This is a genomic window from Bacteroides sp. (genome assembly GCF_052357945.1).
Taxonomy (GTDB): Bacteria; Bacteroidota; Bacteroidia; order Bacteroidales; family Bacteroidaceae; genus Bacteroides.
The window spans coordinates 1-13,244 of sequence record NZ_DAWCXD010000135.1; the positions used below are offsets into that span (position 1 = coordinate 1).

The 13,244-nt window shown below is 41.9% G+C and carries 10 protein-coding genes and 1 pseudogene; 5 read left to right on the top strand and 6 right to left on the bottom strand.

Going from position 1 to position 13,244, the window contains the following annotated elements; all coding sequences use genetic code 11:
* From ACT8YW_RS18325 to ACT8YW_RS18335, 3 genes and pseudogenes are all read left to right on the top strand, one after another.
* A pseudogene (locus ACT8YW_RS18325) lies at positions 1-431 on the top strand (F0F1 ATP synthase subunit alpha); the annotation flags it as partial.
* Between the two features lie 61 nt (positions 432-492).
* Positions 493-1,389, top strand: a complete 897-nt coding sequence (locus ACT8YW_RS18330; protein WP_008998430.1) for a F0F1 ATP synthase subunit gamma — start codon at positions 493-495, stop codon at positions 1,387-1,389.
* Positions 1,390-1,993: 604 nt separating this feature from the next.
* A complete protein-coding gene (locus ACT8YW_RS18335; RefSeq protein WP_444106652.1) occupies positions 1,994-4,591 on the top strand; it encodes a helix-turn-helix domain-containing protein in 2,598 nt (865 codons plus the stop codon).
* A 29-nt stretch (positions 4,592-4,620) separates the two neighbouring features.
* Here the strand turns inward: ACT8YW_RS18335 and ACT8YW_RS18340 are convergent, their stop codons facing one another.
* The 3 genes from ACT8YW_RS18340 to ACT8YW_RS18350 all read right to left on the bottom strand — a co-directional run bounded on the left by ACT8YW_RS18340 (position 4,621) and on the right by ACT8YW_RS18350 (position 6,830).
* The gene (locus ACT8YW_RS18340; protein ID WP_004295766.1) at positions 4,621-5,241 is read right to left on the bottom strand and encodes a lysine exporter LysO family protein; all 621 of its coding nucleotides are present in this window, start codon (positions 5,239-5,241) and stop codon (positions 4,621-4,623) included.
* Positions 5,238-5,516, bottom strand: a complete 279-nt coding sequence (locus ACT8YW_RS18345; RefSeq protein ID WP_004303461.1) for a LysO family transporter — start codon at positions 5,514-5,516, stop codon at positions 5,238-5,240. Before ACT8YW_RS18345 ends, ACT8YW_RS18340 begins: the two co-directional genes overlap by 4 nt.
* A gap of 402 nt (positions 5,517-5,918) precedes the next feature.
* A complete protein-coding gene (locus tag ACT8YW_RS18350; protein WP_444106654.1) occupies positions 5,919-6,830 on the bottom strand; it encodes an SDR family oxidoreductase in 912 nt (303 codons plus the stop codon).
* 138 nt (positions 6,831-6,968) lie between these two features.
* On the opposite strand from ACT8YW_RS18350, the gene ACT8YW_RS18355 reads away from it, so the two are divergent.
* Positions 6,969-8,072 (top strand): RtcB family protein, encoded by a 1,104-nt coding sequence (locus tag ACT8YW_RS18355; RefSeq protein ID WP_444106656.1) that lies wholly within the window; start codon positions 6,969-6,971, stop codon positions 8,070-8,072.
* Between the two features lie 271 nt (positions 8,073-8,343).
* Here the strand turns inward: ACT8YW_RS18355 and ACT8YW_RS18360 are convergent, their stop codons facing one another.
* From ACT8YW_RS18360 to ACT8YW_RS18370, 3 genes are all read right to left on the bottom strand, one after another.
* Entirely contained in the window at positions 8,344-9,627 is a 1,284-nt protein-coding gene (locus tag ACT8YW_RS18360; RefSeq protein WP_444106658.1) for a clostripain-related cysteine peptidase, read from the bottom strand.
* Between the two features lie 385 nt (positions 9,628-10,012).
* Positions 10,013-10,912 (bottom strand): helix-turn-helix domain-containing protein, encoded by a 900-nt coding sequence (locus ACT8YW_RS18365; RefSeq protein ID WP_444106660.1) that lies wholly within the window; start codon positions 10,910-10,912, stop codon positions 10,013-10,015.
* A gap of 30 nt (positions 10,913-10,942) precedes the next feature.
* The gene (locus ACT8YW_RS18370) at positions 10,943-11,845 is read right to left on the bottom strand and encodes a helix-turn-helix domain-containing protein (RefSeq protein WP_004295775.1); all 903 of its coding nucleotides are present in this window, start codon (positions 11,843-11,845) and stop codon (positions 10,943-10,945) included.
* Between the two features lie 203 nt (positions 11,846-12,048).
* Here ACT8YW_RS18370 and ACT8YW_RS18375 point away from each other — a divergent pair, with 203 nt between their 5' ends.
* Positions 12,049-13,056: an SDR family oxidoreductase gene (locus ACT8YW_RS18375; RefSeq protein ID WP_117935611.1), complete on the top strand. Its 1,008-nt coding sequence runs from the start codon at positions 12,049-12,051 to the stop codon at positions 13,054-13,056.
* The last annotated feature ends 188 nt before the right edge of the window (positions 13,057-13,244 follow it).

A 13,244-nucleotide genomic window follows, 5' to 3' on the forward strand; every position in this document is an offset into this window, starting at 1 on the left:
TGGGTATCTCTGTATCCCGTGTAGGTGGTAACGCGCAGATTAAGGCTATGAAGAAAGTGGCGGGAACATTGAAGATCGACCAGGCACAGTATCGTGAACTGGAAGCGTTCTCCAAGTTCAGCAGCGACATGGACCCGATTACCGCATTGACGATCGACAAGGGACGTAAGAACGGCCAGCTGTTGATTCAGCCTCAATACAGCCCGATGCCCGTAGAACAGCAGATTGCTATTCTCTACTGTGGTACACACGGACTGCTCCACGATGTTCCTCTGGATAAGGTGCAGGACTTTGAACGTAGCTTCATCGAATCGCTGCAACTGAATCATCAGGAGGATGTATTGGATGTATTGAAAACGGGTGTGATTGATGATAATGTGATTAAGGCTATTGAAGAGACTGCTGCCATGGTCACTAAACAATTTATCTAATTGGCTTTTTTATAAATCAGATCGCCCTTTAATTTTTAATTATTAATTTTTAATTATCACTATGGCTTCACTGAAAGAAGTAAAAACCAGAATAAATTCGGTCAAGAGTACCCGAAAAATCACTTCAGCAATGAAGATGGTGGCTTCTGCCAAATTACACAAGGCACAAGGAGCCATTGAGAATATGCTGCCTTATCAGAAGAAGTTGAACAAGATTCTGACTAACTTCCTAAGCGCGGACCTGCCTATCGAATCTCCTTATGTGCAGGAGCGTGAAGTGAAGCGTGTAGCAATCGTTGTTTTTTCTTCGAACACTTCTCTTTGTGGTGCTTTCAACGCCAACGTCATCAAAATGATGATGCAGACTATCGGGGAATTCCGTACTTTAGGACAGGATAATATCTTGATATTCCCGGTAGGTAAGAAGGTGGATGAAGCGGCCAAACGAATGGGTTTCAAACCGCAGGAGGTTTCTCCAACGCTTTCCGACAAACCAACGTATCAGGAGGCTGCCGAACTGGCTCACCGACTGATGGATATGTATGTAGCAGGCGAAGTGGATCGTGTGGAAATAATCTATCATCACTTCAAATCAATGGGGGTACAGATTCTTCTCCGTGAGACGTATCTCCCCATTAATCTGACGAACGTGGTTAGCGAAGAGGACAGAAAGAAAGAGGAAGAGGCACAGGAGCACGAGATTGCCAATGATTATATCATCGAACCGAACGCGGAGGAATTAATCGCGAGCTTAATCCCCACTGTATTGAGCCAGAAGATTTTTACCGCCGCTGTCGACTCTAATGCTTCGGAACATGCTGCACGTACGTTGGCTATGCAGGTGGCTACGGACAACGCAAATGAGCTGATTCAGGATTTGACGAAGCAATACAACAAGACTCGTCAGCAGGCGATTACAAATGAATTGCTGGATATTGTAGGGGGATCCATGAAGTAATTAATCATCTTTCTTTTGTCTTGAAACAAAAGAAAGAAGCAAAGAAAAATTCAAGGCTGACTTTTTTCTCCTACTCGCTTCCTTCACTTCGCTAAAGGGCAGAAACTCGCTACGCTCAAACAGTCTGCCCTTCTTAACGCTCCGTTACGGGCGCTCGCCTGACGGAGAAAAAAGTAGGCCGGGGAAGCTGGCGGGGGTGGGCGTTGCTGCTGGTATTGTGGGGTAGGTTTGCGGGGACGCTGTTCTGGATGGGGTGCGGGGAAGCCGTGCAATATGCTTGGTATTGTTTTGGTGAGCCGCTGTTATATCGTTTATAGTTTTATTATATTATATATTGTTCTGCTTTGCTATATTGAGTCGTATAACGTCTGCGGCTTTTATATGGCAAAGCTTTTTTATAAGGGGTATTTTTGAACTTTTCATAAGTCTCTTTATATTATATAGGCTACATCGGTTATTATTCTGTTGGCCTTTTATTCTATTAAGCTTTCCACATTGTAAGTCTTCCACCCGTAGTCTTGATTCTTTCTTTTTGGTTCTTTTTCTTTCGTATCAAGACGAAAGAAAAAGAATATTCAGTAACTTTACCGAAAATTGGAAAAGCATGGAAAATAATCCGGAACTGCAGCTTGCTTGGCAGTTCATTGAAAATACAGGCACCCATTTATTTCTTACCGGAAAAGCTGGAACCGGGAAAACGACATTTCTTAGACGATTGAAAGAACATACGCCCAAACGCATGGTCGTATTGGCTCCGACAGGGATTGCAGCTATCAATGCGGGAGGCGTAACGATTCATTCTTTCTTTCAGTTGTCTTTTGCTCCTTTTGTGCCCGAAACTACTTTTAATTCTTCCCAGACGCATTATCGTTATAGTAAAGAAAAACGGAATATCATCCGTAGTATGGATTTGCTGGTTATTGATGAGATCAGTATGGTGCGTGCTGATTTGCTGGATGCGGTGGATGCAACTCTGCGGAGGTATCGCGATAGGGAGAAACCTTTTGGCGGGGTGCAGCTGTTGATGATTGGAGATTTGCAACAGCTGGCGCCTGTCGTGAAAGACAATGAGTGGGAGTTGTTGAGAAAGCATTATGAGACTCCTTATTTCTTTGCAAGTCATGCATTGAAAGAAACGGCATATATGACGATTGAACTCAAGAAAGTATATCGTCAGAGTGATACGTTCTTCCTTTCCTTATTAAATAAAATTCGGGAGAATAAGGCGGATGATGAAGTGTTGAATGAACTGAACCGGCGTTATCAGCCCGGCTTTCAGCCACAAAAAGAAGAGGGATATATTCGTCTGACGACACATAATAATCAGGCACAGAGGGTTAATGATCGCGAATTGGCATCGTTGCCCGGCAAGGCGTATCATTTTAGTGCCGAGATAGAGGGGGATTTTCCAGAATATTCGTATCCTGCGGATAAACTTCTGACAATTAAGGAGGGAGCACAGATTATGTTCCTGAAGAATGATCCATCGTCCGAGAAACGGTATTATAACGGTATGATTGGTGAGGTGGTAGCGGTTAATGAAACGGGTATTGTGGTGCGTGGTAAAGGGGATCGATCCGAATTTCAGTTGTTGCCGGAAGAGTGGGGGAATTATAAGTATGTGTTGAATGAGGAGACGAAGGAAATCACTGAAGTGATAGAGGGGACGTTCCGCCAGTATCCTATTCGTTTGGCGTGGGCTATTACGATACATAAGAGCCAGGGTTTGACGTTTGAACGTGCTATTATTGATGCACGGAATTCCTTTGCACATGGGCAAACTTATGTGGCTTTGAGTCGTTGCAAGACGCTGGAGGGTATGGTGTTGGAGTCTCCTTTGCGCAGGGAAGCCATAATAAGTGATGCTACGGTGGATAATTTCACCAAAGCGGTGGAGCAAAATAAGCCGGGCAGCCAGCAGTTGAATGATATGCAAAAGGCGTATTTCTTTGATTTGTTGAGTGATTTGTTTAATTTCTATTCAATCGATCAGGCTTATAAACGGTTGCTTCGTCTTATGGATGAGGATTTGTATAAGCTCTTTCCGAAGCAGTTGGCTGAATATAAGGCGTTGGCTCCCCATGTTAAAGAGAAGATTGTGGAGGTGTCTCAACGTTTCCGCAATCAGTATACCCGGTTGATACATGAGAGTGAGGATTATGCGGCGAATGAGGAGTTACAGGAGCGGATTCGTTCCGGTGCCGGATATTTTCATAAGGAGTTGGAACCGGTTCGGGCTTTGTATGATAAGACTAATATGCCTCTTGATAATAAAGAGTTGAGAAAGCTGTTGGCAGAGCGTATGCAGGCGCTGGATGATGCGTTGTGGATTAAGGAGTCTCTGTTGGAAGCTGTGTCTACAAGAGGGAGGTTTGCCATTACGGATTATTTGAAGTTGAAGGCTAAAGTAATGTTGAGCCTTGAAGATGATTCTACGTCTTCCGGTTCTTCGAAGGCTTTGAAGGAGAAGAAAGAACGTAAGGAACGGAAAGAGCGTACACGCAGTGCTGAAAAGGTAAAGGTGGAGGTTCCTACGGATATTCTGCATCCGGAGCTTTATCGTGCCCTGTCTGAATGGAGAACAGCCAAAACAAGGGAGATGAATGTCCCTGCTTATGTGATTATGCAACAGAAAGCATTGATGGGAATTGTGAATCTGCTACCGGATAGTCCAAGAGCTTTGGAGGCGATACCTTATTTTGGAGCGAAAGGAGTAGAGAGATACGGGCTTGAGATTCTGGGTATTATCCGCAAGTATATGGCGGAGAATCAATTGGAGAGGCCGGAGATAACGGATATGTTAATCTCCTCCGGTAATAGCGATGATACGGTAAGGCAACGAAAGACGAAGTTGCAGAAAGAGGCAGAGAAACAGGAGAAGGAGGCGGAGAAGGAGAAAAAGAAGGAGGCGAAGAAAGATACGAAGTTGGTTAGCTATGAAATGTTCCGTCAGGGAATGAATATAGATGAAATAGCCAAGGCTCGTGATTTGGTATCCGGAACCATTGCCGGACATCTGGAGCATTATGTCCGTTCGGGAAAGATCAAAGTGGAGCAGGTGGTGAAAGCTGAAAATATAGCGAAGATTCGCAAGTATTTGGATGAACATGAATACATGGGAATATTCGCTATAAAGGTAGCATTAGGAGACGTTGTCTCCTATGCTGATATCAAGTTTGTATTGGCTGTTTCCGGGCATTAATAAATTAAGGTTATTATTCCCGGACAGGGTTAGAGATTACAGAAGAAAGAAACGAAAACGGGAACGCTGATGTCAATCAGAATGCCGTGCAGGATGGCGATGGGAATCATTTCTTTTCCTGAATATCTGGTGATGGAAGGCAGCAGTACATCCATCGAGTTGACTCCTGCTGCTGAAATAGGAGCGAGTTTCCCGAAGTACTTCTTGATGATCGGAGTACCAAGAAGTGCCATCATCTCACGGAAAATATTAGTCAGTAGGGCAATGGTTCCCAGTTCCGTAGCCAGTTGCAGTCCGATGGAGGGTTCTTTGAACTGGGTGATAAGGATGGAAGAGAGTGAATAGTAGGCAAATCCACTTCCCACTGCCATACAGTCGAACACGCTCCATTGACGCAATAGCAAACTTGCCAGGGCGGAGAATAACAGCGTACCGATAATTGTTCCCAATGGAATCAGCAACATTTTAGGGTGTAAATGTGAAACAATGGCTTTCAGGTTCTTATTGGAGCCGATGCTGATTCCTACTTGTAGCATTAATGCATAAAGTATGTACATGGAAACTGTGTGCGTATCGAACTCGAATTTATTGAAAGCTCCCATGATACAGCCTACACAAAAGAATACTATAACGATCAGACTTCCTTTCATTGTTCGCCTCCTTTCCTGAAAAATAATTGTAGTACCAAACGGGCAGCAATCAGACTTCCCAATACACCGGACACAGCAAGAACGATGGCTTGCCATCCGAACTTACCAAGATTGTTCACAATCAGACTATTAGAACCGATAGACACACCGAGAATAAAGAGCAACAGGAATATTGTAAGAGAAATTGTCTTTTCTGTCTTCTGCAGAATACTCCAGTTACGCAATACATAGCCGATGCCGATTCCTAAAAACATGGTAGATATAATAGAGAACATAATTGTATATATTTTGGGTTAGGTTAAACTGATGATTAACAACACACAAAAGAATTTTCAAAGAAGATGTTACATCTGCTTGAAAATCAGAAAGGAATACTGCTGTGACTAACAAAACAAGTCAGCAGGTAGTTCCTGTAAAGAAATAGTTGGGAAATTTAGATGAATCCACTGAACCAATGCACATGCACGCAACAGGACTTACAGAAAATTGGTATTCCTGCAAGAAAAAGAGTAGCGTTATGTAATTGTAATGTTTGATTCATCATTGGTCTTTTTTGAATTTGGTGCAAAGATAGTTATTTATTGCATATTTTCAAAATAAATATGCAATAAATGAAGAGAAAAGAATATCCGGAACGAGATAGATGGTTGTAAAAAGTTGGTTATGTGCTCTTTCCCTTATAAATTATTCCAGTTCGCAAGAATCTCTTTTAACTTTTGGGGTCTGTATCCGAGCATTGTCCGGGCTTTATCAATACTCATCCCACTGAAGCGGGGACGGGGAGTACTTTCATTCATTTCTTCTGTGGTGGCAGGATGGATAAGAGAACGGTCGAGTTTCATACAATCTGCTACCTGATAGGCAATCTCCGCAATGGTCATACATTCATCGCCACAGATGTGGAAGATGCCATTCGTTGTATGTTCTATTAAACGTTGTACTCCATCCGAAACATCTCCAACATAGGTTGGTGTCCGCCATTGATCGAATACGACACGTATTTCTTGTCCGGCTTTCAAACGGTTCATTACCAGCTGCACAATATTACCGTGTTGTCCCGGCAGTGCCTTGCCATAAACGATTTCTACACGGACAATGGCATAACTGCTGCAAGTTTCTGCCACCCTCTCTTCTCCTTTCCATTTGGTATATCCGTAGTAGTTGACCGGGGCAGGGAGGTCTTTTTCTGTATATAACAGCCCGGCAGCTTCGTTTATCTTTCCATCAAAAACAAAGTCCGTAGATAAATGAATGAACCGGCTTTTGTATTCTTCGCATAAATCGGCCAGTTGGCCTACTGCGGTAACATTGGTAAGATAGGCTTCTTCATGATGCGTTTCGCAATAGTCCGGCACGGACAGAGCGGAGCAATTAATGACTACATCGGGTTGAACCTCTTTGAAGAGATGCCTAACGTCCGCTTCGTTCCGTATATCTGTTTCGATGAAACGATAATCCTCCGCGTTATTGGGAAGAATATCCGGATGCAGGGAGCAGCCCGTCAGCTTGTATTGTTTACAAGCAGATAAATCATTTACAATCTGGCGTCCGGTGAATCCGTTGGCGCCGATAATTAATATCTTCTTCATTAGGTTCTATATATAGATGTTATAGATTATTTCTACAAAAATAAAAAATAATATCAACTACGCAAATAGATTTCGTACTTCCCTTCTTACTTTGCTCCCGATAACGAGATTTATATGAATTGATAAAAGAAAAGATGTATGGAAAAAGTAATTATGGGAACACGTTTACCCGCTAAACTTTGGTTGGATGAAGTAGAGGACTCTTGTATGTCGCAGATTATGGATTTGACTTCACTGCCTTTTGCATTTAAACATATTGCCATCATGCCTGATGCGCATGCGGGAAAAGGAATGCCTATTGGCGGTGTGTTGGCTACCAATGGCGTGATTGTTCCCAATGCTGTGGGAGTGGATATCGGTTGTGGTATGTGTGCGATTAAGACGAATCTAAAAGCGGAAGATTTTAGTTATACGGATTTGACTTCCATTATGTCGAAGATTCGTGCAGTTGTTCCTTTGGGATTCGATCATCAGAATAAAAAGCAGGATCAGGAATTGCTTCCGCAAGGATTCGACTTTGAAGAGATGCCTGTTTTGAAGAATCAGTACGAGGCTTGTTTGAAGCAGATAGGAACTCTGGGAGGTGGAAATCACTTTATTGAGATTCAAAAAGATACCGCAACGTCTGATGTTTGGGTGATGATTCACTCCGGAAGCCGTAACATTGGTTTGAAGGTTGCCAATCACTATAATAAGATTGCGCAATATTGGAATGAGAAATGGTATTCTGAAATGGTATCGGGACTAGCTTACCTGCCAATGGAGACACAGATGGCAAAGGATTATTTCCGTGAAATGAATTACTGTGTGGCCTTTGCCTTTGCCAACCGTCAGTTGATGATGACTCGTATTTGTGAAGCCATCCAGGCAGTGAAACCTGAAACGGACTTTGATCCTATGATTAATATTGCCCACAACTATGCAGCTTGGGAGAATCACTTCGATCAGGATGTGATTGTACACCGAAAAGGTGCTACGCGTGCCTATGAGGGCGAGATCGGTATTATCCCCGGATCTATGGGTACCAAGTCTTATATTGTTGAGGGACTGGGTAATCCGGAGAGTTTCAAAAGCTGTTCGCATGGTGCAGGCCGATTAATGGGAAGAAAGGATGCCTGTCGCCGTTTGTCACTGGATGAAGCACCGGGAGCTTATAAAGATATTGCACAAGTGATAGCGAATGGGCGGGACTTGGTGAAACCGTTGGTGGAGCTGGCTCCAATGGCGGTGATTAAGGGATAATGTCATGCCATGTTAAAGGAGTATCCAGCGTATGGACATAAAAAAAGGAGCAACGCCTTGCTCCAACCTTTGTTAACCTTAAATCTAATACTATGAAAAACACAGTGCAAAGATACGTACTTCTGGTAACTTTGCAAATAATCCAAGAAAAAAAGCATGTTTTATAACATTGATTAAGAATTGGTTTTCTCGATTCAATTTTTATTAAGAGATTTGACAGACCACATGCAGAGAATTAACTCTCTACCACCGTATGCTTCTTAGAGTAGATTTAATGAGTGGCGATATACCACGCTGTTTCGTTCTTTTTTGAAGCACCCGGATTAGTGCTTGGGTCGGAAATCGTGATTCCGGAGAAAGTATTGATATCAATTCTTTCTCCATAGTAGGAGGAAGAGATTGCTGTAAAATACTGTTTGGTATTCCTTTTAAAGGGTACAGTGCGTTTCAATTGTTCGTTGAATTGTTCTAATAGATCCGGATCGGAACATAGTTTGGAAACGTAATCACCGTAATCAAAGAATATGGTAGGCGTATATCCGTCTAATCTTTGTAATTCGCCTGTTAATTCTTCGTTAAACGTATAACGCTGATTTATTTCTTTCATAATAGCTGCCAGATTATCCAATTCCGAGCAATCAGTAACGCCGATTGTTCCGCAGGGAGTCACATAATTTGAATAAAAAGAATAGAATCCGTCACAGACCTTTTCGTAATCTATATTTCCGATTAAGTATTGGCCTATCTTGTCGTATGGTATCCCATAGGCCATTATTTCACTTGTAGAAGCTATCAAGTGGCTTGTTACGTTTTTAAGGTCATAGGCAACCTCTACCGTAGACATATAGCAGTCATCGAAAAGTATATATTCCATCTTTAGGCCCGCGTTCGAAATGCCTCCGGCAAGCGTAATAATATCAGTTTGATATTTCGTTTGTGTTCCTCCAAAAAAACGTGTCATCGGTGCATGTTCGTACTCCCAGTGCTTTTTACTAATCTGCAAGCTGCTGCGTGAAGCTGCTCTCGATACAGGTATCCATCCCATCCCGTGACATCCGATAATCATTGCATATCGTTTGGCGGGAGCATAGGTTTGTACATCGTTCAAAATAGAAGTGATGCCCTCTGCGGTTGTATAGGTAGGATCCGGATAATCGTAGTTTTTTAAAGTCTTCTGTACACCTTTGCCATTCTCATAGACAAGTTCGGAGAGAGTGGCTTTGGTGGCCGATGTACATATAAATACGATCACCCGTTCATTCTTCAATATATTGTTTCCGATGATACTTTTCAAATCGGCAATGTTCTGATAGAAAAAAGAAGTGAGGTTGTTCGACCAGGGTAGATACATGAACACCGTCTGTTCATTATTCGAACGAACAACAGGATCAGTTGGATCGGGATCTGTCGGATCAGTGGTTGAGTCGTCCGTTTGCCTTGTAGTTGGAGAGGTAGCAACAGGATCCTCTTTCTCACATGAAATCATGCCAAAAGAAAGCAATAATACAAAGAGGATTGATTTCATCAGGCGATAATATGGTTGCATTGTTTCCATTATTCTACAAGGATTAAATTATCTTTTTATATATAACGTAAAAGGAGAACCTTTTGATCTGTCTTATCGAGGCATAATTGACATCTCTCTTTTTGCAAAGTTATTGAAAAATAGCGTAATTCCTATACTATCATGAATAAGAAAAAGAGGAGAGCTTACGTATAGACATAAAAAAAGGAGCAACGCCTTGCTCCAACCTTTGTTAACCTTAAATCTAATACTATGAAAAATACATTGCAAAGGTACATACTTTTGGCAACTTAGCAAATAATCCAAGGAAAAAAGTATGTTTCATAACATATATTAAGAATTTGATATTCCAATTCAAATTTTATTAAGACTTTTTGATTGCTTTATCTTCCTCTAATCCCTTTGACATATACTTTCAATTAGGTATCCTGAAATCATTCGGAGAACAACCTGTGATTTTCTTAAATAACCGGCTGAAATACTGTGGATTCTGAAAACCCAGCTCTTGCGTTATCTGATTGATTGTTTTATCAGTATTCACCAACCAATCTTTGGCAATCTCAAAGCGTTTGAATTCAATATACTCTTTAAATGATTTCCCCGTTTCATACTTCAGTAAGTCGTTGAAATATTCAGGAGACAAATGAAGCAGGTTTGCGCAATACTTATGTGAAAGTATATCGACAGTCGGTACCTGTTTCGTTTCGAAATGGTTATTTATGATTTTATCGAATTGTTTGATAATCGTTTTATTCGCTTCATTACGTGTAATGAATTGGCGTTCGTAGAAACGGACGCAGTAATCCAGCAATAGTTCTATATACTTGGAAACTATCTTTTTGCTATGGCGGTCAATGCAACGTTCGAGTTCCTGGTTTATTTTATCCATAAACTCCAGGATGATTTGCTTCTCGCGCAAAGATATATGTAATGCTTCTTCAGGCAGATAAGAGAAGAAAGTATAGCTATGCATATTAAGTCCGAGCGGAGTGCCACAAATCAGATCGGGATGAAAAGCCAATATCCATCCTTTGGAAGGAAAATTCTTACTGTTTTCCTTCATATTGATAGACTCTCCGGGACTAAGGCAGAGCAAAGTACCATCCGAAAAATCATAATACTGGTGACCATACATATACGCTTCACATTTACACTCACTCAATAGAATCGTATAAAAGTCGAACTTGATGCCCGTATGAGCTGACAAGTCAGCCTCTGAGAGATCGATGACACTTACCAGCGGGTGTAGTGTCTTACTCCCCAGGCAACAATTGCATTGATGCACGGTTCCTATTTTGAGTACTTTATCTCCCATGATGTTGAGACTCCTGTATCTAAAATACGTCTAGTTTTTTTGTTTATATTCGTTCGGGGTGCAGCCGACATGCTTTTTAAATAACCGACTGAAGTGCTGTGGATATTGAAATCCCAGTTCATAAGCTACCTGGCTGACAGTTTGAACACCTTCCAGTATTCTTTCTTTGGCCAGTTCGATAATCCGGCACTGGATATATTCCTGTGCAGTTTTTCCGGTTTCCTTCTTTATCAGGTCCCCGAAATAATTAGGAGAGAGGCATGCCTTGTCTGCAAAGTATTTCACGGATGGCAGTCCTTCGGTCATTGCCACCTGATTTTGGAAATATTCGTCCAGTAATTGCTCGAATTTAACGACTATATCTTTATTCGCCTGATTGCGTGTAATGAACTGCCGTTCGTAGAAACGCATACAGTAATCCAGTAGCAGTTCGATATTCCGTACGATAAGTTGCTTGCTATGCTTGTCGATAGTATGCTCCAGTTCGAGCCGGATTTTATGTATGCAATCGGTTACGATTTCTCTTTCCTGATCTGAAAGATGCAATGCTTCATTTACCTCGTAAGAGAAAAAAGTATAGTTTTTGATATTCTGTCCTAATGAAGTTCCACGGATTAAATCGGGGTGGAATAAAACCCCAATCGACTTGGTACGGGGAGCCGTTCGGTTACGGTTGTCTATTCCGCTCACTTGTCCCGGTGCCATACAGACAACCGTTCCTTCCTGATAATCGTAATTCTTACGTCCGTATGTGAGATCCCCGCATTTGGCATCTTTCAGGAACAGACAATAGAATCCGATGTTCATACGGATATACTCAACCGACTTGGTAGCTTTTGAGAAGTCGATTACATTAACTAAAGGGTGCAATGTCTCCAGTCCAAACAACTGGTCATACTGATCGACGGTTTCAATTTTTGTTATTTCATCCATATGCTTTGTTATTAATCTGATACAAAGATAAAACATTTGGAGGTATCTTTTTTATTTCATACCTCAAATCAGTAATAAGGGTACAAGAATCAGTAATCTGTATACTACATAAACTTGCGGGCGGAAAAATAAATGGCAATGATTGCTGGAAGTAAGTCATGGAATTGATATATTTGCTCCGGAGAATATAAAAAACAGGTTTTATGAAAGCATTATTCATTGGAGGAACGGGTACTATCAGTACAGATGTAGTTGCATTGGCGCAACAGAGAGGGTGGGAGATTACTCTCCTTAACCGCGGCTCAAAAAAAATGCCGGAAGGAATTCACAGTATCATTGCGGATATTAATGATGAAGAAGCTGTGGCAAAAGCCATCGCACTTGAACATTACGATGTGGTTGCGCAATTCATCGGTTATACGGCAGAAGACGTAAAGCGTGATATCCGCCTGTTTCAGAATAAAACGCGGCAATACATCTTTATCAGCAGTGCCTCTGCCTATCAAAAGCCATTAACCGATTATCGCATTACCGAAAGCACTCCTCTGGTCAATCCCTATTGGCAGTATTCCAGAAACAAGATAGAAGCGGAAGAAGTATTGATGTCAGCCTACCGGACAAGTGGTTTTCCGGTGACCATCGTTCGTCCCAGCCATACCTATAACGGAACCAAACCTCCCGTAGCCGTACATGGAGATAAGGGAAACTGGCAGATTCTCAAACGGATTCTTGACGGAAAACCTGTCATTATTCCCGGTGATGGCTCCTCTTTGTGGACACTGACTCACTCCAAAGATTTTGCCAAAGGCTATGTCGGACTGATGGCGAATCCACATGCCATTGGGAACGCTTTTCATATCACTACCGATGAAAGTATGACCTGGAATCAGATTTACCAGACAATCGCCGATGCGTTAGGCAAACCTCTGAATGCATTGCACGTAGCATCCGATTTCCTTGCCAAACATAGCGATCATTATGATTTCAGGGGTGAACTCTTAGGAGATAAAGCAGCTACGGTTGTTTTCGATAATTCGAAGATAAAGCGGCTCGTCCCGGATTTTATATGTCATATCTCCATGGCGGAGGGATTGCGGCAAGCTGTACATTATATGCTTTCCCATCCGGAAACTCAAACACCCGATCCGGAATTTGATTCGTGGTGTGACCGTATAGCCAATGCAATCAGTGCGGCAGACAAAGCCTTCTGATTTTCCTGATTTTAATAAGTATCTGCCACTATTGCTATTTTCAGGCACGGATTACACGGATTTACGCGGTTATTTTTTAGCAATGATAACCCTAAAGACCGTGACATACGTGTAATCCGTGCCTAATTATTATTTAATAAACGTGAGTTCGACATAAAATCAAAAGATAGTAAGTTGCCCGTCATTGA

Bases quoted from the DNA above. Each gene is read 5' to 3' on its own strand.
- ACT8YW_RS18345 (WP_004303461.1), bottom strand. From the start codon at position 5,516: ATGTTCTCTATTATATCTACCATGTTTTTAGGAATCGGCATCGGCTAT.
- ACT8YW_RS18350 (WP_444106654.1), bottom strand. From the start codon at position 6,830: ATGAAGAAGATATTAATTATCGGCGCCAACGGATTCACCGGACGCCAG.
- ACT8YW_RS18360 (WP_444106658.1), bottom strand. From the start codon at position 9,627: ATGGAAACAATGCAACCATATTATCGCCTGATGAAATCAATCCTCTTT.
- ACT8YW_RS18330 (WP_008998430.1), top strand. From the start codon at position 493: ATGGCTTCACTGAAAGAAGTAAAAACCAGAATAAATTCGGTCAAGAGT.
- ACT8YW_RS18375 (WP_117935611.1), top strand. From the start codon at position 12,049: ATGAAAGCATTATTCATTGGAGGAACGGGTACTATCAGTACAGATGTA.
- ACT8YW_RS18365 (WP_444106660.1), bottom strand. From the start codon at position 10,912: ATGGGAGATAAAGTACTCAAAATAGGAACCGTGCATCAATGCAATTGT.
- ACT8YW_RS18370 (WP_004295775.1), bottom strand. From the start codon at position 11,845: ATGGATGAAATAACAAAAATTGAAACCGTCGATCAGTATGACCAGTTG.
- ACT8YW_RS18335 (WP_444106652.1), top strand. From the start codon at position 1,994: ATGGAAAATAATCCGGAACTGCAGCTTGCTTGGCAGTTCATTGAAAAT.
- ACT8YW_RS18355 (WP_444106656.1), top strand. From the start codon at position 6,969: ATGGAAAAAGTAATTATGGGAACACGTTTACCCGCTAAACTTTGGTTG.
- ACT8YW_RS18340 (WP_004295766.1), bottom strand. From the start codon at position 5,241: ATGAAAGGAAGTCTGATCGTTATAGTATTCTTTTGTGTAGGCTGTATC.